17 protein-coding genes are annotated in these 22738 nt (G+C 55.7%); 8 read left to right on the top strand and 9 right to left on the bottom strand.

Translation table 11 applies throughout. The annotated features are described in order from the left end of the window. Positions 1–36: 36 nt before the first annotated feature. Genes SH248x_RS00270 through aroC form a run of 3 tightly spaced genes read right to left on the bottom strand, consistent with a single transcriptional unit; the run spans position 37 to position 1980 of the window. Positions 37–474 carry a YjbQ family protein gene (locus SH248x_RS00270; RefSeq protein WP_459556504.1) on the bottom strand — a complete coding sequence of 146 codons (438 nt, stop codon included), beginning with the start codon at positions 472–474 and terminating at the stop codon, positions 37–39. A gap of 17 nt (positions 475–491) precedes the next feature. Next, positions 492–824: a DMT family transporter gene (locus SH248x_RS00265; protein ID WP_459556503.1), complete on the bottom strand. Its 333-nt coding sequence runs from the start codon at positions 822–824 to the stop codon at positions 492–494. 52 nt (positions 825–876) lie between these two features. Continuing rightward, positions 877–1980 (bottom strand): chorismate synthase, encoded by a 1104-nt coding sequence (gene aroC, locus SH248x_RS00260; protein WP_459556502.1) that lies wholly within the window; start codon positions 1978–1980, stop codon positions 877–879. Positions 1981–2637: 657 nt separating this feature from the next. Here aroC and SH248x_RS00255 point away from each other — a divergent pair. Both SH248x_RS00255 and SH248x_RS00250 read left to right on the top strand, forming a co-directional pair. Further along, on the top strand, positions 2638–3738 hold the full coding sequence (locus SH248x_RS00255) for a hypothetical protein (protein ID WP_459556501.1): 1101 nt from the start codon (positions 2638–2640) through the stop codon (positions 3736–3738). Positions 3739–3912: 174 nt separating this feature from the next. Further along, on the top strand, positions 3913–5352 hold the full coding sequence (locus SH248x_RS00250; RefSeq protein WP_459556500.1) for an aldehyde dehydrogenase family protein: 1440 nt from the start codon (positions 3913–3915) through the stop codon (positions 5350–5352). Positions 5353–5861: 509 nt separating this feature from the next. Here the strand turns inward: SH248x_RS00250 and SH248x_RS00245 are convergent. The 3 genes from SH248x_RS00245 to SH248x_RS00235 all read right to left on the bottom strand — a co-directional run bounded on the left by SH248x_RS00245 (position 5862) and on the right by SH248x_RS00235 (position 8361). Next, on the bottom strand, positions 5862–6635 hold the full coding sequence (locus SH248x_RS00245) for a methyltransferase family protein (RefSeq protein WP_459556499.1): 774 nt from the start codon (positions 6633–6635) through the stop codon (positions 5862–5864). A 108-nt stretch (positions 6636–6743) separates the two neighbouring features. Further along, positions 6744–7463 carry a TetR/AcrR family transcriptional regulator gene (locus tag SH248x_RS00240; RefSeq protein ID WP_459556498.1) on the bottom strand — a complete coding sequence of 240 codons (720 nt, stop codon included), beginning with the start codon at positions 7461–7463 and terminating at the stop codon, positions 6744–6746. A 124-nt stretch (positions 7464–7587) separates the two neighbouring features. Next, complete coding sequence (locus tag SH248x_RS00235; RefSeq protein WP_459558634.1) at positions 7588–8361, bottom strand: bestrophin-like domain; 774 nt, start codon at positions 8359–8361, stop codon at positions 7588–7590. 244 nt (positions 8362–8605) lie between these two features. Here SH248x_RS00235 and SH248x_RS00230 point away from each other — a divergent pair, with 244 nt between their 5' ends. Next, entirely contained in the window at positions 8606–9715 is a 1110-nt protein-coding gene (locus SH248x_RS00230) for an SGNH/GDSL hydrolase family protein (RefSeq protein WP_459556497.1), read from the top strand. A gap of 964 nt (positions 9716–10679) precedes the next feature. Here the strand turns inward: SH248x_RS00230 and SH248x_RS00225 are convergent. Continuing rightward, positions 10680–11549: an MBL fold metallo-hydrolase gene (locus tag SH248x_RS00225; RefSeq protein WP_459556496.1), complete on the bottom strand. Its 870-nt coding sequence runs from the start codon at positions 11547–11549 to the stop codon at positions 10680–10682. Between the two features lie 734 nt (positions 11550–12283). Here SH248x_RS00225 and SH248x_RS00220 point away from each other — a divergent pair. Together SH248x_RS00220 and SH248x_RS00215 are read left to right on the top strand one after the other, a co-directional pair. After that, a complete protein-coding gene (locus SH248x_RS00220; protein WP_459556495.1) occupies positions 12284–12487 on the top strand; it encodes a carbon storage regulator in 204 nt (67 codons plus the stop codon). Between the two features lie 407 nt (positions 12488–12894). Next, entirely contained in the window at positions 12895–15018 is a 2124-nt protein-coding gene (locus tag SH248x_RS00215) for a bifunctional diguanylate cyclase/phosphohydrolase (protein ID WP_459556494.1), read from the top strand. A 121-nt stretch (positions 15019–15139) separates the two neighbouring features. Here SH248x_RS00215 and SH248x_RS00210 read toward each other — a convergent pair whose 3' ends face one another. Next, positions 15140–16480: a glycosyltransferase gene (locus tag SH248x_RS00210; RefSeq protein ID WP_459556493.1), complete on the bottom strand. Its 1341-nt coding sequence runs from the start codon at positions 16478–16480 to the stop codon at positions 15140–15142. Positions 16481–16750: 270 nt separating this feature from the next. Between SH248x_RS00210 and SH248x_RS00205 the strand changes: the two genes are divergently transcribed. The 3 genes from SH248x_RS00205 to SH248x_RS00195 all read left to right on the top strand — a co-directional run bounded on the left by SH248x_RS00205 (position 16751) and on the right by SH248x_RS00195 (position 20859). Then, positions 16751–17986, top strand: a complete 1236-nt coding sequence (locus SH248x_RS00205) for an alpha/beta hydrolase (protein WP_459556492.1) — start codon at positions 16751–16753, stop codon at positions 17984–17986. A gap of 94 nt (positions 17987–18080) precedes the next feature. Next, complete coding sequence (locus SH248x_RS00200; RefSeq protein ID WP_459556491.1) at positions 18081–18980, top strand: PLP-dependent cysteine synthase family protein; 900 nt, start codon at positions 18081–18083, stop codon at positions 18978–18980. Between the two features lie 157 nt (positions 18981–19137). After that, positions 19138–20859 (top strand): SLC5/6 family protein, encoded by a 1722-nt coding sequence (locus SH248x_RS00195; protein ID WP_459558633.1) that lies wholly within the window; start codon positions 19138–19140, stop codon positions 20857–20859. Positions 20860–20934: 75 nt separating this feature from the next. Here SH248x_RS00195 and SH248x_RS00190 read toward each other — a convergent pair whose 3' ends face one another. Continuing rightward, positions 20935–22449: a glycoside hydrolase family 5 protein gene (locus SH248x_RS00190; RefSeq protein ID WP_459556490.1), complete on the bottom strand. Its 1515-nt coding sequence runs from the start codon at positions 22447–22449 to the stop codon at positions 20935–20937. Positions 22450–22738: the final 289 nt, after the last annotated feature.

The raw sequence follows: 22738 nt of genomic DNA, 5'->3' as shown, positions 1-22738 counted from the left end.
CAGCCATCAACGGCTGGGCCACCCCGGAAGTTCACTCTACCCAACAGACGTCCCCGTCTCGCCCTGCATCGTCGCAATCAACCGTCGTCGCCCACCCTGATCCCGATGCTCACACAACGTAATCCCCTGCCACGTCCCCAGCGCCAGCACCCCATTGCGAATCGGAATCGTCAGCGAATTCCCGATCAGAATCGCCTTCACATGCGCCGGCATGTCATCCGCCCCCTCCAGCGTATGCACATAAGGAAAATTCTCCGGCACAATCGCATTCATCGACGATTCCAGATCCACTCGCACATCAGGATCCGCATTCTCATTGATCGCCAGCGACGCCGACGTGTGCTGAATAAACAAATGCAGCAACCCGACCTTATACTTCGCCAACTCCGGCAACTGCTCCACCACCTCCCGCGTCACCAGATGAAACCCGCGCGGCTTGGCGTTCAATGCAATCTCACGTTGTGTCCACGACATGATCGGATCCTCGAAACTCAATGCACCGTCGTCTTCGAAACCACGTTAATCACCGCCACCCCCACAATGATCAACCCCATCCCTGCCCCGGTCCACAAATCAATTTTCTGCCCATGCAGCCACCAGTCGACGCCGGCAATAATCACAATCCCCACGCCTGACCAGATCGCATACGCCACCCCCACCGGAATTGACCGGATCGCCAGCGACAGAAAGAAAAACGCCCCCGCATAGCCAATCGCCACAACGAGCGATGGCACAAGGTTCGTAAACCAGGCGCAGGCCTTTAGTGACGATGTCGCGATCACTTCGCAGACAATGGCAAGCGCCAGATAAATCCAGTGGTTCATAAATTGGCGGGAGTTAAGGTGGAGGGACTTCAACGCGGAAGAGAGGGAGGGATTATCGCTGGCTTTTCCATCGCAGCCAATGGTCCGCCAGCGTAATGGCGACCATCGCCTCCGCCATCGGAACAAAACGGGGCAGCAGGCAAGGATCATGTCGACCCTTGGTCACGATCGTGGCAGGCTGCCCTTTGTTGTCGACGGTCTCTTGAGGTTGAGGCAGAGAACTCGTCGGCTTGACCGCAGCCCGCAGAATAATAGGCAGTCCGGACGAAATGCCACCAAGCATGCCGCCGTGAAGGTTCGTCGCGGTCGTAATACCGTCGGGCTGTTTCGGAATGAACTTGTCGTTGTGTTCCTTGCCGGTCATGGTGACGCAGCCGAAGCCGATGCCATACTCAACACCCAGCACCGCAGGCAGACTGAATAGTGCCTTCGCCAGATCCGCTTTGAGCTTATCAAAGACCGGCTCACCCAGTCCCGCAGGCACATTCGTCGCGACGATGTGAGCCGCTCCGCCGATCGAATTGAGGTCCATCCTCAATTTGTCGATCAGATCAACCATCTTCGCGGCGGCAACAACATCTGGACAACGCACAATATTCGGCTCGCCGCTGGGCAATTTCTCGACCTGCTCCAGCGTCACCTGCTCCGGATGAGGAATGTCCGCAACGATATTCCCCACCTGCGAAACGTACCCGATGACCTTCCCGCCGAACGCCTGATCAATAATCTTCTTTGCCACCACACCAGCCGCGACACGGGCCGTCGTCTCCCGGGCACTGCTGCGTCCCCCGCCCCGGTAATCGCGAAACCCGTACTTCGCATCGAAGGTATAGTCTGCATGCCCCGGGCGGTACAGATCTTTGATCTCCGAGTAATCCTTGCTCCGCTGATCCTGGTTGCGAATCAGAATCGCCAGCGACGTTCCTGTCGTGCGACCTTCAAAAACCCCCGCCAGAATCTCCGGCGTATCGTCTTCCTTCCGCTGCGTCGTGATCTTGCTCTGCCCCGGCTTACGACGATCCAGATCAACCTGCAGATCCTCCACCGTCAACGAGATTCCCGCAGGAACCCCATCAATAATGACGACATTGCCGGGCCCATGGCTCTCGCCAGCCGTCGTAACGCGAAACGTATGACCAAAAGAATTACCGGGCATGAAGGGTCTTCTGAGGAAAAGTATCTGACTGGAAAAGGAGACTGGAACGCAGAGCAAACAGAGGGAAGCAGAGTTCGCAGAGTCAAAAATTCGCTTCTTAAGATTGCGATTGGTTCATGCTTCCACAGTGTACTCTTCAGTTGAATATCATCTTTTGCTTCTCTGCGTCCTCTGCTCAACTCAGCGAGCTCTGCGTTCCAGTCTGCTCTGGAGCATCGGATTTCGTTACGGAATCTTAACCGCGACAACCAGCCAGCGGAATTTCCGGACCCCGATCGTCGGCCGTTTTTTGGAAAACTGCTGCCTGCTGTGCGGCCTGACAGTTGTCCGCGAGGTGATTTTTTCGAAAAACTTGTTTCAACGACTATCCATATTGGAAACTCGGATTCCTCGCATCTACAATCTTCCAGAAAGTGGTGGCTCAGGCGTTTCGCACGTGAAATCCACCGAACTGATTAAATTGTATCGGCAACGTCCATCTCAGAAAAACTCAGAAGAATTAACCACAGAGTCACGGAGATCACGGAGTTTTAAGACAGGGGATCAAAAATACTTTTCTTTCCGCCTCTGTGTCCTCCGTGCCTCTGTGGTGAAATCTCTTCTGATCGGGATTTGGTTATAGAGACGACGACGCCTCAGAAAGAAGCTGTCATTCTTATGGTTTCTGCTGATTTATCCGCCGCTGTGAAGTCTGCCAAAGAGCGTCTCGACGCCCAGACTCGCGAAATTGTCCAGTTACACTTCCATCCCACAGACGGCGCCCCGTTCTGGTTGGAAAAAGCCAAAACCTACGATTTCAACCCCCTCACCGACGTAAACAGCTTCGACGACTTGAAGAAGTTCCCCCTCTTCGAAGACGACTGGCTGCGCGGCGGCCCCGTCCGTCGCTTCCTCCCGCAAAAATGGTGGCATAAGCCAACGTACACCTTCGAGACCGGTGGCACGACCGGCATCCCCAAGTCCCGCTGCGTCGTCGACGACTTCCGCATCGACTACGAAGAATTCAGCAAAACGCTCCCTGAGGAATCATTCCCCATGGGCAGTAACTGGCTGATGCTCGGCCCCTCCGGCCCACGTCGTCTGCGACTGGCCGTCGAGCACCTCTGCCAGTTCCGCGGCGGAATCTGCTTCTGTGTCGACCTCGATCCTCGCTGGGTCGTCAAGCTGCTCAAAGCCGGCAAGATCGACGAAGTCAAAGCCTACTCGGCTCACGTCATTGATCAGGCCATGACCATCCTGTCAGCCGGCCACGAAATCCAGGCGATGTTCACGACGCCCAAACTCCTCGAAGCTCTCGCCCTCCGCCTCATGGACGAAGGCAGCAGCATCGAAGAAGCCGGCATCAAAGGCATCTTCTGCGGCGGCACCGAGTTCACCCAGCAGTGGTATCGCTTCGCCCGCGAAGAGCTTCTCGGACCGAACGTCTACATCACTCCAACCTACGGCAACACCCTCATGGGCTTAGCCTGCGGCAAGCCGTTCATCCCCGAAGACAACTTCAAAATCACGTATTACGCCCCCGAACCACGAGCAGCCGTCGAAGTCGTCGATTTTGACGACCACACCAAACTCGTCGACTACGGCCAAACCGGCCGCGTCAAGCTCTACACCCTCACCCACGAACTCTTCATCCCCGGCTTCCTCGAACGCGACGAAGGCGAACGCGAACTCCCCCACGAAAAATACCCCTGGGACGGCGTCAGCGGCGTCAGGCCATACCACGTCTTCGCGAAGACAACGACGGTGGGTGTGTACTAGCGAGTCCTGTTCACTGTAGGGTGCTGGTGAGTCTTCGAACCGCACCAAAACGACATTCATTCGCCCATTTGGTGCGGTTCGCAAAGCCTCACCAGCACCCTACATGTTGTTCAAGAAATGAATGAGAAGACCGGGGCAATTCCCAATTCCTAAATTACTACGTCCGAGGTTCCAATGCTCGAAATACCCGTCATCCGCTGGGGTAAACCATACGAGTCGCTCGAAAAAGTCCCCGTCACGCACTTCGAAACGGGCGAGCCTCTCGCGAACGTCCATCAGGCGAACGGCGGCATCGTCAAAATGGACATGCGCAAAGCTCAGAAGGCGCGGGATGCCCTTCGTCAGATTCCGATCCGCGAACTCCTGAAGATGTGCATCAAAGCCGGCGAACTCTACGCCACCGGCACCCTCGACGTCGGCACCGGCAAGCAGTCGCCCGATGACTTCTGCCGCATGCAGTCCGCCAGCACTGGCCTCCCCGAGGCGATGTGCAAGGGGAACATGCAGAAGCTCGCCTTCGTCAACAAGAACATCGAGCAGATCCTCGACGCCCTCACCCGTGGCCTCCCTCTGGACATCCTCCAGACAGGCTACGGCGACGAAGGCCGCGGTGTCTTTGTCAGCTATCAGGCGACTTCCCCCGTCATGGGACTCGTCCTGCCTTCGAACTCCCCCGGCGTCCACACGCTCTGGCTCCCCGCTATTCCGATGCAGATCGGTCTCGTCCTCAAACCGGGCTCGGGCGATCCCTGGACCCCTTACCGCATGGCAGCTGCCTACGCCGCGGCTGGCATTCCCTTAGAAGCGATCTCACTTTACCCCGGCCCGCACGAAGTCGGCGGCGCGATCACAGAAAACTGCCCACGGGTCATGATCTTCGGCGGCCAGGCCACTGTCGATAAATACGCAGGCAACCCGAACGTTCAGGTTCACGGCCCAGGCTTCTCCAAAATCCTCATCGGCGACGACGTTGTCGATCGTTGGGAAGACTACCTCGACCTCATGGTCGATTCGATCTTCCTCAACAGCGGCCGAGGCTGCATCAACTGCTCGGGCATCTGGGCATCTCGACACACCGAAGAAATCGCCGACGCCATCGCTCAACGTCTGGCTAAAATCCAGCCCAAGCCCATGAACGACCCGACCGCCAACCTCGCCGCCTTCATCACACCAGGCGTCGCAGAAGCCACCAACAACCAGATCGAAGACAACCTCAAACAACCCGGCGTCACCGAAGTTACCGCCAAGTACCGACAAGGCCCGCGCCTCATCCAACGCACCGGCCACGACTTCCTCCTCCCAACGATCGTCCACTGCAGCGATCCGAAAGCCACCCTCGCCAATCCCGAGTACATGTTCCCGATGTGCTCCGTCGTGAAATGCCCACAAAAGGACATGATCAAAACCATCGGCTACACCCTCGTCGGCACCGTCCTCACAGAAAACGCCGCCTGGAAGTCGGAACTGCTCGACGCCACCAACATCGACCGCCTCAACCTGGGCCAGGTCCGCACCGTCCAAATGAACTGGCTCCAACCCCACGAAGGCAACATCATCGACTTCCTCTTCCGCAGCCGAGCCTTCCAAACCAGCCCACCCCCCGCGATCGCATGAGCCATAGCCTTCTCCCCCCGGGAGAAGCTGGCAGCGCTTCGCTGACGGATGAGGGCAACGCGCCAACAAGCAATCTATAAATTCGAAAGACATCCGAAGGCAAAATCCCGCCCCATTCCGGTCGTCCCTTCTCCCCCGGGGAGAAGGTGGCCGAAGGCCGGATGAGGGATCTCTGCGAATTGCATAGCGCTCTCATTTCGTCCCTTCTCCCTTGAGGTGGAAGCAAGGAGTTCGCTCTCGCCGACAAGGCGAGAGTGAACGACGCGGTAGTCTTCTCAGGAATGGTGCCCGAAAGGCGGATGAGGGTGGGGCATAGGCACTTGTTCGCTCTCATTACCAAATCCGCCACAGGCAAACGTAGGGTGCCGGTGAGTCTTCGAACCGCACCAAATGGACGACCTCCCGGAGAGACAAAATTTAACTTCCCGCAGTCATTGCCGGCCCATTCGGTGTGGTCAAATCCAACATCGCCCGCAAAATTATGTCCGCCACTGTCGACATCCGCGATGTCACCACAGAACAACCAGATTCAAATGCGAGAACCGCAACGCCAACTGGCACTCCGTATACACAATCGCCGCCAGCGCAACAAACCAGAACGCATCCACGAGGTTCCGCCGAAACACAATCGAAAAGACCGCATACATTTCCGGCTCATTCAACCTGGCAAATCGCGGCCAGAAAGCAGGCGTCTGGCGTCGGTACGCTAAAAATGTCTGGCCATGCCGTTCGAGCAGGCGCTCTTCTTCCAGGTGAATGATCATCGGATAGTAAAGCGAGAAATAGAGCAGCATGATCGCCGGGATGGTGATCGTCGCCGTCGCGAGTCCAATGCCAAACATGCCGACCGCGCTGAAAAAATACAACGGATTCCGACAACAAGAATACGGCCCTTCGACCACCAGTTCACTCGTCTTTCGGCCTGCCACATAGAGATTGCTCCAGATTCGCCCGAGCGCCCCCAGACTGGCCAGACTCATTCCACTGAGAAAAAAGAAAACGCCAGCAATACTGTTCAATGCCCATCGGCTGTTCGTTGTCATAAGGACCGCCACCATAGCGATCACAAACAACATCGTCACAAGGCGACGACGTCGCTCCGGAGCAGAACGCCCCTGTCGAGCAGGACCAGGACTTGATCCGAAGAGACGGACCCTCGAAGCACGATAAACCGATGGAATTCCAACAGGCGTAGATGGCTTCGTTGTCGAATCGAACACACAGCGTGCCGAATAACGATCCTGATCTTCCGAATCCAGATCTTCCCGCTCCAGAATCAACATCGCGCGGCTTCCTTTCCTGCGTCGAATTCTTGGTCGAACAGCGACGAGGAGAACTACTCGCCGCTAGATGGTTATCAATGATAACTTATCGCCAAGCTCTCGTTCCAGTCAAGGGCGATCTTTGCCCACCAAAATCCCACTCAGCAGAATCCGCGTGTGCAACACAATCTGCTTCTCAACGTCATCCCAAGGAAACCGATGACGAGTCAGCCTCAACGCGACAATCCCATGCATCCCCGCCCACAGACACTGAGACAGAGAATGCGACGATCCCAAATCATCCCGAATCCAACCCTCTTCAATCCCCACCCGCACATGTTCTTCCAGAATATGAAACGAAGTCCGACGCAGCTTCTGCAACTCCGTCGGCTCACCATTCTTCGGAATATCCCCGGGCTTTCGCATGACCAGAAACGCCAGACGAAACTCATCCGGATGTTTCAACCCAAAACGAATGTACGCCCCAACCGACTGCTCCAGCCACTTCTCTCGCCGTCCGTCCAGTTCGAGCAAAACCTGGGTCAATTCACCAAACACCTGATTGACGAGCCGATCCAGAATCTCCTGCTTGCTCGAAAAATGCTTATAGAGCGCCGGCTGCGAAATCCCGATCGTAGTCGCGATCAATCGAGTCGTGACATTCTCAATACCATGCGACAGAAACAGCTTCTGAGAGACGTCCAGAATCTCCTGAGCCCGCTCTGCCCCCGAACTTCTGGTCTTGATGACCGCCGGCTCCTTTTCTTGACGAGGAGGCTTGCCCTTCGCCGGGCCGGAAGGAGCAGCAGCTGCCGGGCTTTGTTTCGATCGGGTCGACTTTGAAGGCATGTCCCTGCTCAATTTCCACGTTTGATAATTCCTCTTCATTCTAAGGCGGTCACCGGAGTTCGCAAATTACTCATGCGTTCGACTCCTGAAAAGAACCGTCTTTATCACCCGACATCTGCGGAATTCACTCACCCATACTCTCTCTCAACTCCACCAGCGGCGTTCGATCCACCTGAATGAACCCTCGCCGTGGCCGATCAAAATCGAGCACGACGAACAGCACCAGTGCAAACACAATGTTCACCGAGACCCACAACCCCAGGTGTCTGCGTGCCGATTGTCCTGAAGAATGCCCCTGCAGAAGGCTCGATAAGATCACACTGACCAGCAACAACATCAGCACGGAATTCGGCAGGTGATTTCGATTCGCCCACGCCCGCGTCGAACTCAAATCAATGACCTCATTCGCAGCTGGGATGATCTGGCTGGTTCGAACCAGTTCCTGATCTGATCGATTCGTTTCTTCCACGATCTCCCACAGTTGCGTGAGGATCGAGTTGATCCTTGATATCTTTTCATCGTAGACCTCCTGTTGAAGATTGAGATCGAACAGTTCCAGACGAAGATCGACATACTGACGCAGAGCATCCTTCATTCTGAGTTCATAGGGATCTGCCAGCAGACCGGCCCGAAGATAACAGGTTCCGATGGCATTCGCCTGATCAAGAACCAAACGCTGCCGTATTTCGTGACGAGACGTCGTTGCAGAAAAGGAAAACGCCAGCAGTAACGCCACCAAACCAAAGACGCTCCCTTTCAACGTCCCGCCCACGGATCGGCTTTCATCGTCTTCCTGCTTGCGATGTCGATAGCCGTACCGAAATCCGATCTCATCGGCGAAAAACATGACTCCAAACAACGCCAACACAATCAACCAGGTCGGATACGCGTGCAACATATCGAGCACTCCAACACCTTCTTCCCAGCAAACCAGTCACTTGAATCGTCAACTCAGTCAATCACTATAATCCGATTCCAACATTGACGAAACAGTCCGAGACACGTTTCAAGTTGACGTTGTCGCGATCCTGTCTGCGTGAAGCAAACCGCCACTCACAAGGTTTTCTCCATAGTAAACCTCTGTCATAATCAATCCTCGTGCTCAGAGCTTATCTTCTCCTCGAATTCCACGAGACCCATTCATGCGACATCTTCACTGCTACGTGATCGCCCTTCTCTGCCTGCAGTCAGGCGTCATTTTCGCACAGGAAAAATCCGACAAACCCGCCCCCCAGCTCGACTGGTACGACGTCAAAGACTTCGGCGTCGAAGGTCGCATCCTCCCCGATCAAGAACGCCTCAGCTGGTTTGATCGGCTTCCTGCCTCAGCCGAGAATCATGTCCGTAAACCTGTCTGGGGACTCAGTCGTGACAGCGCCGGCATGATGGCCCGATTCGAAACCGATGCCACCTCTCTTTACATCAATTACCGCCTCACCGACAAAAACCTCGCCATGCCTCACATGCCCGCGACCGGCGTCAGCGGCGTCGATTTTTATGCCCGCGATACCAACGGCAAATGGAAATGGGTCAACGTCACCAAACCCAATGCTCAGGAGATGAATACCCTCGTCATCGAAAACATCGCCCCCGGCAAGCGCGAATTCGCCGCCTACCTGCCTCTCTACAACGGCGTCGAATTCCTCAAAATCGGCGTCCCCGAAGGTGCTCACTTCCAAGGCCTCAAACCGCGCGAAGAAAAGCCCATCGTCTTCTACGGCACCAGCATCACCCATGGTGCCTGCGCCAGCCGCCCCGGTATGGTCCACACCGCGATCCTCGGCCGCTGGCTTGACCGCCCCGTCATCAACCTCGGCTTCTCCGGTAATGGCACGATGGATAAAGAAGTCGGCGATTACCTCGTCCAGCTCGATCCCGCAGTTTACGTCATCGACTGCCTGCCGAACATGAACGCGAGCGCTGTGACAGCCAAGTGCATTCCCCTTGTCAAACAACTCCGTGCCGCCCGTCCCGAAACACCAATCATCCTCGTCGAAGACCGTCGCAACACCAACGACTGGATCCTCCCCGCCCGCAGCGCCCATCACACCGCCAACCACGCGGCTTTGAAAAAAGCCTGCGAACAACTTCTCGCAGACGGTGTCAAGCACCTCTCCTACATCCCCGGCGACACCCTCTACGGCAACGACGCCGACGGCGCCACCGACGGCTCTCACGCCAGCGACCTGGGCTTCATGCGCCAAGCCGAAACCTTCCTGCCCGTCATCAAACAGGCTCTCCAATCCCACTGACTCTCCCCAACACCCGCTTCACCCCGAAAGGCCAGCACAACGCTGGCCTTTTTTTGTCGAACCCGCCACGTCGAGCCATTCCTACGCATACAAAAACCTGATTTTCAGACTGCCCGTCTTAAAAGTCCCTCCCAAAAATCACGCACCCCCAACCCCATTCCCCTCAACGCCTTCCACCAACTCCCTCCCCACCACCTTCGCATTCACGCTGTCTATCAACCCCTCTGCGCGCAACACTTCCCGGTAGAGTAGAGAGCCATGTGAAGTGCACACACATAGCTCCCTTCTCCCCCGGGAGAAGGTGCCCGAAGGGCGGATGAGGGAATCGCGCCAAAAAACCATCAATCAACTCATCGAACCTGCGAGGGCACTCTCCCACTCCATTCCGAGTGCCCTTCACCCCCGGGGAGAAGGTGGCCGAGTCGAACCTCAGGTTCGCAAATCAATACAGTCGAGGCCGGATGAGGGATCTCTGCGAATTTCGTAAAGCCCACATCTCCCCTTGAAACCGTCAACAGACCCGCATCTCGTCCCTTCTCCCTTGAGGGGAGAAGGTGTCAGCGCTTCGCTGACGGATGAGGGTGGGGCATAGGCACTAATAGACATTCAACAACACAACCACTCCCAGGAAAACCTCCGCCCAAGCCCTAAGCCCCAACCCCCAAGCCCTACAACCCCAGTTCGGAACCAACGTCCCATGCCCGCGACTCTCCTTTACTGCCGACAACGCGAGCCCTTCACAGAACTCGCAACCCCGGCCGGGATCTCCAGCATGGCCTTTACCAACCCCAACCCCCCAGCATCATCGGACCGACGAGGCAGCCCCTCGTCGTGAACACTGTTCTTCAGCGGTGGAACATGAAAACAGCAGCCAGTGCCAAGGACGCTCTCAATAGCCTCCGCTCCGATGTGACCACCAACTACCCAAGCAGTCGCAAAACCAAACCGTTCCGAACTGGTCTTCTCACAACCACAAATGCACCTTCGACCGCAAACTCTCCGGCAGCCGTTTAGGAACATCCTTCATGATCTGCTTATCGAGATACCGCGTGCTCAGGTGACCCAGCAGGATCGCTTCGTTTTCAAAGCGGTCGGCTCGTTCCAGAATGTCTTCCAGGTGCGTATGCCCAAACTTGTGAATCTTCTCCTTACGGTGTTCCGGACGATAAAACGTCAACTCCGTAATCAGCACCGTCGCGCGATAAATGTCATCCAGCGCATCCAGCCCCGCCGGCGACGTATCCCCGAGGTAGGCCACCAAAGGCTGGCGAACTTCATGCGTCACATCAGTCCCCGAGATGCGAAGTTCGCGAATTTCATTATTCGACCGCCCCTTGAATTCCTCGCGCAGCTTGCGTCGACGTGCGTACACAAGGTAGCCGACGGAAGGCACCGTATGCTTCGTCGCAAACACAGTCACCACGTGCTCGCGTGACAACTCGATTTCGTCCCCCGGATTCACACCCACGAGATTGACGACCATCTTCCCCCGGTCCAGTCTCACCCAGGCACGCAACAGGCGTTCAATATCCTCCACGGTTTCGGAAGGCACATAAATCGTCGGCGGCCCCATCTTCATCATCCGTCGACGGGCGACCAGCGTCGGCAGCCCGGCCAGGTGGTCCAGGTGAGCATGGGTCACGAAGTAAGTCTGAGTCCCGGCGAACGACCACGGGCTCGCCCCCAGATCAAACCCGAGCTTCAATTCCGCGATCCGCCAGTAGGACTGGACCGCAGCTCGCGAATATCCCTCCACCGTCAAACCGCGATGATGAAAGGTGCGCACGGGGAGATTATCGAGCACCAGATCGGCCTCGGAAACAGTACCAGACATCAGGTCGTCATCACTCAACGGAAATCATCTTTCATGGTGAACAGGGAGGGTTCGTGACACCGTTTCCATGATCGCAGTTCACTCGGAACATTGCGAGAAAGCCCGCCGCGAATTCACCGATCAGCCTCATAAATGGCTGTTCCCAAGCCCTTGAAGAAACCGCCTGCCTAATAGGGAGGCAGCTGCCGAGGCGGGCATAAATGCTGATTCCGTGGGCAATGAGTGTTTGGTTGCAAAGCGTTATTGAGTACCAGGATTGCGTGTTGGTGGCGTGGCTTGTTGGCGTGCCTATGTGTTAAGCACATTTGGGGCAAGTTGCTCGGGCAGTGTACCGTCAGGGTGTCTGGAATGACGGTTGTATGAGTTTGCAAGTTTTTGGCGAAGAACCGGATAATTGGGGATGGCAGTGTGTTTTCGATGTGATAACATCATCAAAGTGATAGCACTTCGCCTTAGGTGATGACTGAGTGTCGATAGATTACTGCTGTCAAGGCACGTCGTTCTCGGAGAACGATGCGCTGAACGCGAGTCAGCGTTCCAGTCAAAAAACAGGTTGGATGGTCCTGCTTTTTGACGAAGTTTTCTTTCAGGGATTGAGAGTAATCAGGGGTCCGACTGCCGCATCAGGAATCTGAATCCACAGAATTCACAACGCTGCAATGCACACTGACCACACGTCAGCACAAGGCATTGGTTGCATGAGGCACGCAGTCAGATCGGGAAGGGAGAAACCCATGTTAGTTCTGTCACGCAAGTCGGGTGAGAAGATTCAAATCGGCGAGAACATCTCGCTGACGATCGTCCGCATCGGTCCGAACTCGGTCCGCATCGGCATCGAGGCACCTCGTGAGATGAGCATCCTGCGAGAGGAACTGCAGCCTACTCAGGCCAATGCAGTCATCCATCAGGACATGACCCTCGCTTCGAAAGCTTCCTGAGTTTTCGGATCGTATGGTTCAAACGATAAAGCCAGCCGTGAGGGTTCACTCAGCAAACCCAAAATCGGCTGTTGATCGCTATTGATGAAACCTGTCGCTCTCGACAGGTTTTTTTATTGCGCCTGTGACGGTCAATCGAGACGGACCAGATGAAGCGGTTCCGCCATCCCTGCGGAAAACAACGACTGCAGCAGCTGAGCATATCCTCGCGATCACCAGATCACCTCATTCGCTGCTGTGACAAGAAGAATTGATTTTGACGACTTGTCGTTCGTGATCTACGTTTCAGAGTGGCGCGGTCCCTTCTGTGGGGACAAATGCGCGGCGACTCACTCTCGCACGACTTCATGTCATCTTGGCGCAATGAATGACGCCAGGCCCTTACCTCTCCACGAGGAACCAGGACCATGGACAGCCAATACCCGACGCATTACGCGACTTCCCAATTAGAATCAGGCATTCCCGTGTCGTACCCTCTCGATTCGACCCAGATCATGATGGGCATTCTTGAGCTCTCACGCATCGGGGAAGCAGGACGCAATCAAAGCGACCTGACCTCTCTGGACGGTGTGATCGCTAAACGACTCCTGCGTGACCTGCTGGCTGCTCTGCATATCCGCGATCTCAATACGATCAATCACGTCCGACGTGTCGCCCAACTGGTCGTCGGCATGGGCCAGAACCTCGGCTGGGACGGCCGCGAACTGCGTCGTCTCGAAGTCGCTGCCCTGCTGCATGATGTCGGCAAGATCGGCGTGCCAGACAACCTGCTGCGAAAGCCGGGACGGTTCAGTCCTGATGAAATCGAGCTGATGAGCCTGCAGACCAATGTCGGCATCTGCGTCCTGCAGGCCTGCCGCGTCGATCTGAATGTCATCGACATGATCAAACAGGCTCACCATCTCTGCCATGGGGCAGCCGAAGGGGCGACTCGATTCAGTAAAGAATACCTGCTCGGCGCGAGGATCCTCGCAGTTGCTGATGCGTATGATTCATTGATCAGCCCGCAACCCTACCGTCCCGCCAAGAAGCACGAAGACGCGATCGAAATCCTCTACCACGAGCCCGGCAGCCAGTTCGATTCGGTGATCGTGCAGGCGCTGGATCGCTGGGTGCGCAAAGAGGGAATCTCGACTCACCGTGATGAAAACTACCAGGACTTCGAACGCCAGTTCAGCCCCAGCGATCTGATCGAAAGCCAGCAGGCAGCTGCTCTGTGCAATATCTTCACGTACTTGTATCTGCAAGAAAATCTGTATCACGCCTATTACATTCTCGACGCCGACCTTAAGTACATCGTCTGGAACAACGGCGCAGAAGAACTCTTCGGAAAGTCAGCCCGCGAAGTCCTCTGGCAAAGCTGGTCCTCACGCGTCCTGACCTTTTCCGACAACTACGAAGAGCCTCTGGAAGAAGCGGACTACCCGATCCGCAGAGTTCTCAATACAGGCAAGCCGGTTGTGGAGGCACTCAAGATCCACAATGCAGAAGAGCAACTCACTCGCATCGAAGTCCAAAGCCTGCCGATCAAAGATCGAAACGGGTCTCTGCTCGGCGTATTGGAACTCTTCAGTGATCACGAGCATTCGCGACAGAACTCATCGCGTTACAAGCAACTGAAAATCCGTGCCAGCCATGATCCGCTGACCAACGTCGCCAATCGCGGCGAGATGGAGAATCAGCTTGCTTCGCAGATGTCCAACTTCAAAAGCGATCCCCAGCATCACCCGCTGAGTGTGATCTTCATGGATATTGATCACTTCAAGCCAATCAACGACACCTACGGCCATTCCGTTGGCGATCAGGTTCTCATCGACGTCTCACGACTGCTCAAGCAGCAGACGTACTCGGGCGAACTGGTGGCTCGCTATGGCGGGGAAGAGTTTGTCATCATCTGTCCGGAAACCAAGCTCGATCAGGCTTATGCCCGCGCAGAACGGATTCGATCGATCCTCTCGAAAGAGACCATCGGCCAGGACGCAAAGCTTCGCGTGACGGCTTCGTTCGGAGTCAGTACGGCAGAAGAAGGTGACTCGATTCTCAGCCTGCTGAGACGTGCCGACCAGGCGGTCTATCTGTCCAAGCAAGAGGGGCGCAATCGTTCAACAATTCTGACCAGCGAGCTCATCGCGGAGCGCGAGCACGAAGAGCAGGAGAAAGAACGCCAGAAGTCGCCTTACGAATTTGTCGGCCAGCTGGAAGCAGTCGTTGGTGCCGACATGATCGTCTACAAGCTCAGCGGATTCGTCGAAGCGCACGACGCGAAGCTTCTAAAGGTCGAAGAAGGCAAAGCCGTCATTCGAGTCGGCGAGCCATCGTTCTGGGATCGCCTCTGGGGGGCAGATGGTCGGACCATCCAGATCACGATCACGTTCCAGAAGTCAACAAAAATGGAAGCACGTCGCCCCATGCAACAGACGGAAGTCACCGTACGCATGGTCCCGATCGGCTGGAAGAGCAAGGACGATACGTTCCAGAAGAAGGCACGGGATCTGTTCCGCGACCTGAGAAGCTACTTCGCAGCGAAGTAACACAGCTGAGATTGCAAATCAGCCGGGATTACAAATCAGAACAGTCAGGCAAAGACGCGCGGGATTGTCTTCGCCTGACTGCCTGATGTTTAGATTGGCCAGTGTTTAAATTGGCCGATGTTTAAGCAGACTGACGAACGTCGGAAGTCCCCTGAGCGACTTCACTGGCGGTAAAGGGATGCGGGATCGTGACGATCGGGGCCAGCGAGTTCTTGGTGATCCGTTCACGAGTCGTGAAGGCTTTCTCAACAATGGCAGCCGCATCGAGCAGGCCATCATTGTGACGCAGTTGAGCAGCCGCCCATTTGGCTTTCTCTTCGTACTTCGTGGTCGCGAGCATCAATTGGAGTTCGCTCAACAGTCGTGACGAGGTGACACTGCCCACTGGCAGGCTACGTCCTGCTCCGAGGAACTCGATGCGTTTGGCAACTCCTGGCTGATCGTTGGTGACCGGCAGGCACATCATTGGAACACCGCGAGAAAGGCATTCCAAGGCTGTGTTCAAGCCCGCATGAGTCACGACGAGTCGTGATCGTTCCAGCAGGCGAAGCTGTGGAGCGTACTTGACGACGATGACGTTGTCAGGAATCTTCGAAGGCATGTCGATGTGGCTTCCCCCCATGCTGAGGACAGCCTGATGCGGCAGCTTGCCAAGTGCTTCAATGATCTTCTTGAAGACAGAGGAAACGCCGTTCTGCAATGTTCCCATGGAAGCATAGATGATCGGCTCATTACCCAGACGTTCCCACGGGAACTCCATGCCATCATCGCGATGAGGCTGATGCCAAGGGCCCGTGAAGTGAAGGTGGTCACTCAATGGCTGATGTCGTGGCAGGTTCAGGAATTCCGGCTGCTGGGCAATCCGCGCTAAGCCGGCCTGTTGATCCAGGATCAGGGCAAGAGGGTCGAGCCCTTGTTTCTTCCACCACAACCGCATGGCGTGGACGGACAGTAGCCCTGCTCGAATTACTTTATTGCGAGCAATGCCGTACGCGTCGGTGCGGTAAGGGAAGTTCGTCGAGGGAAGCGGTTCCCAGGCATCGAAAGCAACCATCATCGCTGCGCAGGCAATGACGATTGGCAGCTTGTTTTGCTGGGCAACGTGATAGCCAGCGACAGAGAATTGATCGATGATCAAGCCGTCGAAGTGTTCGTTTTCGAGCACCGCAGGAAGATCGCGTTCGACCATTTCGGACATCGCGGCGACGATATTGCTGCCGTGCCACATGGCTTTTGTGCCGGACAGTTCGCCGAGGCGTTTAACTTTTGCCTGGACGGACTTGTCGAGGTCACCTTCGATGCCCAGCGGGATGAAGTTCAGTCCACGGTCGCGAGCCAGTTTTTCTGCGGGGCGACCTGCGATGAGGCTCACCTTGTGACCACGGCGCACGAGTTCAGAGCCCAGTGTCGTGAAGGGATTGAGGTGGCCGGTCAATTCGAGAGTAATCAAGCCAATATGCATAGCGTCCCGCCATCATGGTAGACCAGAGCCAGTTTGAGGTCGCAAGCGAGCGTTTGCGATCCTGGGACGCGGAGTCGGTTGAAGGGTAAGCGGAAACTCATCATGATGTGTTGATGTTTTCTGCTGCCTCGCCCCGATTGAAATTGCCCACCAGATCCCATCTTCAGGATAACCTCGATGAACATTTTCGTACGTGTCACTGCTACTGTGATCATAGCCCAAACTTCTCTATTTTCACAATCAATACTATCGGCAGAAAGCATTGACTCTGTGAAGTCTGCTTATAGCGCGATTTCCGATCAGAACGTGAGTTCTGAGGAATTGGCGGGATTAAAAGCTTTTGTTGCGAAGAAGTATCAAGGCAAGAAGTTGACAGATGGCAACCAGGACCATCTGATCGAGCGCATCAAAGAGGGTGGCGGCTATGCATTCTGGGTCTTCGAATCACCTGCTGCGAAGGCTGTCACTGTTGTGACACAGAAAGATCGTTGGCCGATGATCAAGCTGGAGGGGACGAACTACTTTGTCGCCGCTGAGAAGTTCCCGGATCAGACGGGGGTCAATTATCGGTTTGATGTCGATGGCATTCGCTATCCAGCAGGTGGCGGGGGTGGTCGGTTTGGGTTTGAGACCTATCCGGTGCATCCCGATTCCGTCGAGCAGCCCAACGTGCCCAAGGGGCAGCTAATCGATATGGGTCAACACACCGGCAAGACGCATTACCCTGGCGTTACGCGTCAATGGTGGGTCTATGTGCCGTCGCAGTATGATCCGAAGAACGCGGAAGAAACCGGGCTCATCGTCTTTCATGATGGGGGCGGATACCGCAATGCCTGCACGGTGCTTGATAACCTGATTGCCAAGAAACAGATTCCGGTCACGATTGCAGTCTTTGTCAATCCGGGCACTCGACCACCATCAAAGCCCGGCCAGGCAGGTCAGTCCAATCGCAGCAATGAATACGACACCTGCACGCCACGCTATGTGAACTTCCTGGACGAAGAGATCCTGCCGATCGTGCGCGAGAAGTACCCGTTCTCTGAGAAGCCTGAGCATCATGCCGTCTGCGGGGCCTCTTCAGGAGGGAGCTGTGCATTTACGTGTGCGTGGTATCGTCCGGACCTGTTTGGCCATGTCATCAGCTTCATTGGCAGCTTCTGCGATTTCCGTCCGTTGAACGCCTATCCAACACCCGAATCAACGCAGCTGCCGACAGGCGATGCTTTCGGTCCCTGGAAGACCGCTCATGACTACCCTGCCCTGCTGAGGAAGACTCATCCTCGCAAGCCGATTCGTGTCTTCCTGCAGGACGGCGATAACGATGTCGACAACCAGCTGGGCCACTGGTTCATCGCGAATCAGGACATGGCGGCTGCTCTGAACTTTGCCGGTTATGACTACGAATTTGTGACTGGCCATGGCTACCACTCCGGTAACCACGGCAAAGCGATCCTGCCCGAGACGATTCTCTGGGCGTTTGGAGAGAAAGGCGGGAAGCCGCAGTAACATCTTAGATTTCGCTGCTTTACGTCGCCATCTTGATATCGTACAAACAGGGTCTTCTATGGCCCTGTTTGTTTTTATGTCGTCAGGCTGATGTATGCTGTCTCCGTTGAATACCCCTTTGGTTCCGATCAGCCTTGACGGATGCGAGCCGATCTACGCCAAGCTGGAATACCTGCAGCCTTCTGGCTCGACCAAGGACCGACTGTCGTTTTTCATCCTCGGTAAGGCAATGCGCAACGGGACTCTCAAGCGAGGGCAATACGTCATCGAAGCTTCGAGTGGATCGACGAGTATTTCGCTGGCAATGGTCAGTGCGCATCTGGGCCTGAAGTTCATTGCGGTCATGCCCGAGGGGGTCAGTCAGGAGCGGATCAAGAGTATCTCGGCGTATGGCGCGAGAGTCGTTCTCACGCCGAAAGACGAGGGAATTCTGGGCTCGTTGAAGGTGTGCAAAATGCTGGCGGAAGAGCATCAGGGCTTTCTGCCGCGTCAGTTTGAAAACTTCGACAACGCGCGGGCACACCAGACTCAGACGGCGCAGGAGATCGCCCATGAACTGGAGACGGAGTGTATTGATGCGTTTGTCTCGGGAGTCGGGACGGGTGGGACGCTGGTCGGTAACTATCTGGGGCTCAAGGACTTCGGTTGTAACGTGACGGCTGTTTTGGCGAAGCCGATTAGTCGGCAGTTGATTTCCGATGTCGAGTGCTGCAGCTTTTCGGGGAAGATTCCGGGTGTTGTGGATGGGCTGTCGACCATCTTTCGGGAAGCGAAAATCGAAGGGCTGATAGAGATTGAAGTCGATGACACGCTGGCGATGACGACAACACGGAAACTGATCACCAAGGGGTTTCCTGTCGGGCCGAGTTCTGGACTTAACTATGCTGCTGGTCAGTTGTTACGTGAAAAGCATCCGCATTTGAAAACGATCGTGACGATCTTTCCAGACAGAATGGAACGGTATTTCAGTACGCCCCTGTTTCAGAATGATTGACGCCGGATCACAATTCATTAGCACAATGCTTCGCGTTTTTACATAATTTCAAAGAAAAATATCGCAACGCTTTCATGTTGCTCCCGTTGCCTCGTCAATTCTCGTATGATGACCCTTCGATCCATTCCGGCCTTTTTGGCGTCATCTTACGAAGGAAATCGGCGTGCTCACGATCGGCTCATTTCTGTTTTTCACGGCGCTGGTGGGCGTCCTGACGTACTTTATTACCCGTAAAGACGACCACGATTCGTCCGCGGGGTACTTTCTGGCCGGGCGTTCTCTGACGTTCCCTTTGATCGCCGGTTCGTTGTTGTTGACGAACCTGTCGACAGAGCAGCTGGTGGGGTTGAACGGAGCGGCTTACCAGGACGGTCTATGCGTCATGGTCTGGGAAGTGTGGGCCGTGTTTACGCTGGTGGCGATGGCTTTCTTTTTCCTGCCGCGATTCCTGAAAAGCGGTGTGACGACTGTGCCGGAATACCTGGAGATCCGTTTCGACAGCCAGACGCAGGTGATTACGAACCTGATCTTTCTGGTGGCGTATGTTGCGATTCTACTGCCGGTCATTCTTTACACCGGTGCCAAAGGACTGGTGGACATTCTTGATGTTCCATCGCTGCTGGGACTTCAATCCGCCCAGGACAAGGTCATGGGGTTTGAGCCGAAGATGTTCGTCATGATCGTCACGGTGTGGGTCGTGGGGATTGTGGGTTCGATTTATGCCCTGTTCGGTGGCCTGAAATCGGTCGCGGTTTCCGACACGCTCAACGGAATCGGCCTGCTGGTTGGCGGGTTGATGATCCCGTTCTTTGCCCTCAACATGCTGGGTGGTGATGGAGGGTTTGGTGAAGGTTATAAGCTCTTCGTTGATAGTCAGCGGGAGCGTTTCAACTCGATTGGAAGCAATACGTCGACCGTTCCGTTCGGGACGCTGTTTTCCGGGATCATTCTTTTGAATGCCTTTTACTGGACCACTAACCAGCAGATCATTCAAAGAACGTTCGGAGCCAGCAGTCTTGCTGAAGGTCAGAAGGGGGTGCTTCTCACAGGCCTGCTCAAACTGCTGGGGCCGCTGTTCCTGGTTGTTCCCGGCATGATTGCCTTTACGATGTTTGCAGGACAGAACGTTCCTCAAAACGAGGCGTATGGCAAGCTGGTCAGTCAAGTGCTGCCGCCGTGGTTGACGGGGTTCTTTGCCGCGGTGATGGTCGGGGCGATTCTTTCGAGCTTCAACTCGGCTCTTAACAGTACTTGTACGCTCTTCAGCTTGGGGTTGTACAAGCGGTTTTTGAATCCGAAAGCGACTGATCGTCAGGTGGTGTTTTCGAGCACGGTCTTTGGAACGTTGATCGCGATTGCTGCGATGCTTGTTGCCCCCATGCTGGAACCAACTGATCCGAGCAGTCCAGGGATTTTCCAATACCTTCAGAAGATGAATGGTATGTATTTCATTCCGATCTTCGCTGTCTGTCTGATCGGCATGACGACCAAGCGGGTTCCGCCGATCGCGGCTAAGATTGCCCTTTTGGTTGGCTTTGGCGTGATCAGTCTGGGGTACTTTGTTTCGCCGTTCGACAAGATTGTCGCCTCGATGCACGAGTTCCATTTCCTGGGCGTCGTCTTTGCCTGGTTGATCATCATCATGCTCCTCATCGGCGAAATGTGGCCTTTGAAAGTTCCGTTTGAGCAGCAGGATGTTAAGGCCGTCGACATGACTCCGTGGAAGGGGACAGTGCCCTGCGGGTTGATGCTGGTTGTCATTGTGACGAGTATTTACGTCTACTTTGCCAATCCTGATGTGCTCACGAAGTTCGGAGAGGGACCCGCGAATGCTGCTGCGGTGGAAGCGGCCGACGTTCCGGCGGTGCTGGGCGAGTAGTTTTGTGACTCATGAAAAAAGGCCCTGTCGGACATTTCGTCGGCAGGGCCTTTTCCGTTTTTGTTGGTGCTGATGTTACTTGAGGCGGAAGGTGGTCAGGTAGATCTTGTTGCCGGTTTTGGTGGTGGAGGGTTGGAGTTCGATTTTCTGGATCTGGTCGGTGGTGGCGAGGGAATCGGAATTGTTTTGGAAGTCGGTGAAGGGGATGTTGAGGGGCTGCCAGTCCTGGGTGATGTTGTAGGAGTGGGAGTATTTCTTGCCGGTGGTGGTGTGGATTTTGACTTCGAGGGAGCAGGGAGTTTCGGCTTTTGCTTCGAGGATGAACTGGGTTGTGCCCGTGAGTTTCAGAGTGCCGAAGTACAGGCCGAGGCCGATGTAGGCAGGGTTGCCATTGTGGCGAATCTTGATGATGCGGGATCTGGTTTCGCCTTCGGTTGAGAGTTCGCTGGTGAAGGTCGATTCTTCGTTTTTGTAGTGGTAGGACTCGGCTTTGTCGCGGAAGTCGTAGATGCGTTTGCCGAGGGTTGCGTCGTCCTGGCGGGCCTTTTCGGCGTCGGTATCAGCGAGGCGGGCGGCTCCGAGCCAGGGCTTCTTCGAGGAGTCGGGTGATTCGCTGAGGTAGTAGTCGAGGACGGCCATCTGGGGGCGGTCCTGGCCGTCTTTGGGTTCGATGCTGAGGGGATACTTGCCCCACCAGCCGCCGGCTGCCCAGTAGGTGCCGCCGACGTTGTGCTTTTTCATGGCAGCCAGTGCGTTGTCCATGACGACGAGCCAGCGGGGGTCGTTGTCGGGGATGCCGAACTCGCCGATCATGCCGCGTTTGTTGTGTTCTTTGAGCCAGTCGAAGAAGGGCTGGAGGCGTTTGACGCCGGTTTCGGGAGTGACGCCGTCGGTGTCGTAGGTCTTGGTGTAGGTGCCGGAGTTGTTGTGGTCGAAGTACTGGTGGGCTTCGTAGATGAGTTTGTCGGCTGGGTCGTTGAGGAGGAGGGTTTCGTTGAGCTTGCGCCAGGAGTGGGCGCCGCTGTAGCCATCGCCGTTGACGGTGATGAAATGCGTCTGGTCGACAGAGCGGATCGCGTCGACGGCAGCCTGAGCGGCGGCGGGCCAGAGACCTTTGGTGCCGTGGGGTTCGTTCATGATGCCGTAGGCGAGACGGTCACCCTCGGCTTTGAAGGCCGTCGCGAGCTTCTGCCAAACGTCGGCATAGGCGGTGTTGGGGACGTCTTCGGTGCCGATCAGTTTGCCGTTGTAGCGGGCGTAGTTGTGCATATCGAGGAGGACGAGGATGCCTCGCTGTTTGCCGAGGTCGATGACGGCCTGGAGGCGTTTGACTTCGTCGTCGTTGAGCGGGTCCATGAGTTTGGGTTGGACGCGTTCCCACTTGAAGGGGACGCGGACGATCGAGATGCCTTTGGACTGGCAGTAATCGAACTGCTTGGACGTCGGGTAGGTGTAATCCTTGTTGAAGACGCCGAGGCCTTTGCCGAACTCGCCGCCGGCGAGGTTGACGCCGATCTCGGAGAACTCGTCGGCAAGTGTGGGGGATGCGAGGGAGAGAAACAGCAGGAAAGTGAGCAGGACTTTCGACATGTCGTTTGGCCTTCCGAGGGAGCGAGATCGGGGAGGTGGACGGTGTTTGGAAGATGTAACCGCAGGAGAGGGGGGGAGTGTTCGTGGGAAGCGGGGGGAAGAAGGGAAATGAACCGCAGATGTACGCAGATTGACGCGGATAAGAGAGGAGCGAGATGGCATGGCGGCGTTTGGGGCAATGGGCGTCGATTTGTGCCTAGCGCTCACCCTCATCCGCCCTTCGGGCACCTTCTCCCCTCAAGGGAGAAGGGACGGAATGTAGCTCCCCTCAAGGGAGAGGGGACTTGGG

Source organism: Lacunimicrobium album (assembly GCF_052161635.1).
GTDB lineage: Bacteria > Planctomycetota > Planctomycetia > Planctomycetales > Planctomycetaceae > SXPC01.
This window is presented reverse-complemented; position numbering and strand designations above follow the sequence as displayed.

Bases quoted from the DNA above. Each gene is read 5' to 3' on its own strand.
- SH248x_RS00270 (WP_459556504.1), bottom strand. From the start codon at position 474: ATGTCGTGGACACAACGTGAGATTGCATTGAACGCCAAGCCGCGCGGG.
- SH248x_RS00265 (WP_459556503.1), bottom strand. From the start codon at position 824: ATGAACCACTGGATTTATCTGGCGCTTGCCATTGTCTGCGAAGTGATC.
- aroC (WP_459556502.1), bottom strand. From the start codon at position 1,980: ATGCCCGGTAATTCTTTTGGTCATACGTTTCGCGTTACGACGGCTGGC.
- SH248x_RS00255 (WP_459556501.1), top strand. From the start codon at position 2,638: ATGGTTTCTGCTGATTTATCCGCCGCTGTGAAGTCTGCCAAAGAGCGT.
- SH248x_RS00250 (WP_459556500.1), top strand. From the start codon at position 3,913: ATGCTCGAAATACCCGTCATCCGCTGGGGTAAACCATACGAGTCGCTC.
- SH248x_RS00245 (WP_459556499.1), bottom strand. From the start codon at position 6,635: ATGTTGATTCTGGAGCGGGAAGATCTGGATTCGGAAGATCAGGATCGT.
- SH248x_RS00240 (WP_459556498.1), bottom strand. From the start codon at position 7,463: ATGCCTTCAAAGTCGACCCGATCGAAACAAAGCCCGGCAGCTGCTGCT.
- SH248x_RS00235 (WP_459558634.1), bottom strand. From the start codon at position 8,361: ATGTTGCACGCGTATCCGACCTGGTTGATTGTGTTGGCGTTGTTTGGA.
- SH248x_RS00230 (WP_459556497.1), top strand. From the start codon at position 8,606: ATGCGACATCTTCACTGCTACGTGATCGCCCTTCTCTGCCTGCAGTCA.
- SH248x_RS00225 (WP_459556496.1), bottom strand. From the start codon at position 11,549: ATGTCTGGTACTGTTTCCGAGGCCGATCTGGTGCTCGATAATCTCCCC.
- SH248x_RS00220 (WP_459556495.1), top strand. From the start codon at position 12,284: ATGTTAGTTCTGTCACGCAAGTCGGGTGAGAAGATTCAAATCGGCGAG.
- SH248x_RS00215 (WP_459556494.1), top strand. From the start codon at position 12,895: ATGGACAGCCAATACCCGACGCATTACGCGACTTCCCAATTAGAATCA.
- SH248x_RS00210 (WP_459556493.1), bottom strand. From the start codon at position 16,480: ATGCATATTGGCTTGATTACTCTCGAATTGACCGGCCACCTCAATCCC.
- SH248x_RS00200 (WP_459556491.1), top strand. From the start codon at position 18,081: ATGCTGTCTCCGTTGAATACCCCTTTGGTTCCGATCAGCCTTGACGGA.
- SH248x_RS00190 (WP_459556490.1), bottom strand. From the start codon at position 22,449: ATGTCGAAAGTCCTGCTCACTTTCCTGCTGTTTCTCTCCCTCGCATCC.